Origin of the sequence: Kutzneria sp. 744 (genome assembly GCF_000568255.1) — a bacterium.
In the GTDB taxonomy this organism is placed as follows: Bacteria; Actinomycetota; Actinomycetes; order Mycobacteriales; family Pseudonocardiaceae; genus Kutzneria.
This window is the reverse complement of the sequence record NZ_KK037166.1, coordinates 9,494,191-9,495,879: the sequence shown is the minus strand read 5'-3', so window position 1 is coordinate 9,495,879 and position 1,689 is coordinate 9,494,191. Positions and strand designations below refer to the sequence as shown.

At 72.9% G+C, this 1,689-nt stretch carries 5 protein-coding genes; 3 read left to right on the top strand and 2 right to left on the bottom strand.

The window, feature by feature from the left end:
* Both KUTG_RS43440 and KUTG_RS66730 read right to left on the bottom strand, forming a co-directional pair.
* Positions 1-369: proteasome accessory factor PafA2 family protein (locus KUTG_RS43440; protein ID WP_043725485.1), on the bottom strand; the 369-nt coding region annotated here is incomplete at its 3' end.
* Positions 370-417: 48 nt separating this feature from the next.
* Entirely contained in the window at positions 418-726 is a 309-nt protein-coding gene (locus tag KUTG_RS66730; RefSeq protein ID WP_084580487.1) for an FtsX-like permease family protein, read from the bottom strand.
* A 41-nt stretch (positions 727-767) separates the two neighbouring features.
* On the opposite strand from KUTG_RS66730, the gene KUTG_RS66725 reads away from it, so the two are divergent.
* From KUTG_RS66725 to KUTG_RS66715, 3 genes are all read left to right on the top strand, one after another.
* Positions 768-908, top strand: coding sequence for a hypothetical protein (locus KUTG_RS66725; protein WP_198047509.1), 141 nt, complete (start codon positions 768-770; stop codon positions 906-908).
* 27 nt (positions 909-935) lie between these two features.
* Positions 936-1,334: a hypothetical protein gene (locus tag KUTG_RS66720; protein ID WP_084580485.1), complete on the top strand. Its 399-nt coding sequence runs from the start codon at positions 936-938 to the stop codon at positions 1,332-1,334.
* A gap of 60 nt (positions 1,335-1,394) precedes the next feature.
* Positions 1,395-1,689, top strand: a 295-nt coding sequence (locus KUTG_RS66715; protein WP_198047508.1) for a hypothetical protein, incomplete at its 3' end; no start/stop codon positions are given.

Below are 1,689 nucleotides of genomic sequence, written 5' to 3'. Positions count from 1 at the left end.
CATGATCCGCTCGCCGGCCTTGTCCCAGATGACCGCGTCGCGGGCGTTGGTGACCTCGGGCGCGGAGTACTCCGGGTGCGCGTGGTCGACGTAGAGCCGGGCGCCGTTGGTCAGGATGACGTTGGCCGCGCCGAGGTCCTCCACGTCCGGGTCGGACGGGGGCACGCCGGGCGCCCCGAGGTCGAAGCCGCGCGCGTCCCGCAGCGGCGACTCCACCTCGTAGTCCCACCGGGCCCGGCGGGCCCGGGGGATCTCCGCCGCCGCCGCGTACGCCAACACCACCTGGGTCGAGGTCAACACCGGGTTGGCCGTCGGGTCGCCGGGTACGGTGATGGCGTACTCGACCTCGGTGCCCATGATCCGCCGCATGTCAGCAGCCTACGACCTCGCACCGACATGCGAGCAGGGTGACCGGCCTCATGATCCGGCCAGTCCCGCCGCCGGCTGCACCCGGGATGCCGTCCGAGCAGGCATTACGGCAGCCAGCACGGCAAGGGTCACCACCGCGACTCCGCCGATCGCCAACTGGCCCCAGGGCAGGCTCGGCCAAGTGTGCACGCCGAGACCGGCAATCAGCAGCTCCGCGTACACCGTGCCGAGGATCGTGCCGCCGATCAGGCCGGTCAGCGCCAGCAGCACCGCCTCGGACAGGATGCCGGCCGTCACGCCCAGCCGGGTGACGCCCAACGCCCGCCGCAGCGAGACCTCCTTGCGGCGTTCCTGCACGGAGATGCTCAGCGCGGTGCCGATGCCCGTGACCGCCTTTTTTGACGCTCAGGCTGAGCAGCACCATCAGCATCACGGCGGCCAGGTCGAGGTTGCGCTGGGTGTCGTCGGAGCTCTGCGAGGCCGTGGTGACGGTGACCGTCGGCGAGCTGGGCAGGGCCGCCAGCACCGCGCTGCGGTAGGCGCCCTGGTCGAAGCCGGATTTCACGGTGACCACGACCGCACTGACCGGGGCCAGGCTCGGGTCGCCGACCAGCACCTCCGCGAAGTCCAGGTCGACCGCGGGCAGGGTGCCCGCCACGGTCACGGTCCTGGGCCCGCCGGCCAGGCCGCTGATGGTGATCTGCTGCCCCACGGCGACCTTGTTCTCGCCGAGCCGCCACCCGCCGACCAGGGCGCTGTCCGGGCCGAACTTGGTGGCCGCGGGCTGGTGCACGGCCTGGAGGTACGCGTCCAGCCGCGCCGGGTCGACGCCGGCGACGCCCATGCGCGCGCCGTTGACGGTGATGCCGCTGCCGGCGCCGCTGATCGGCAGCAGCTGGTTGACCTCGGGCTGCTGCGCCGCCTTGAGCACGTCCGGGCCGGCGGGCGGTGCCCGGTGTCGGTGATCTGGGCGTCCGGGGTGCGCGAGTCCTGGCCCGCGAAGCTGAGGTAAATGGAAAAAGCCGATGAGCACCACGGCGCCGGCGACGATCGCGCTGGCCAGCACCAGCGGCATGGCCACGGAGGCGGCGCGCTGCGGCACGCGGCCCAGCTCGATGCCGGCCAGCTTCACGTGCGGGCCGAAGATCCGGCCGGCGACCCAGCCGATGCCGCGGCCGATGAACGGCACCACGCGCGGCCCGAACGAGCCGAAGACGCCGGCGACCGCGGCGATGCCGGAGTTCCGGGCGAAGAACGGGGAGCCGATGGACTTCTGGGTGGCCACTCCCAGGGCGAACACCACGGCCGCGCCCACGAGCA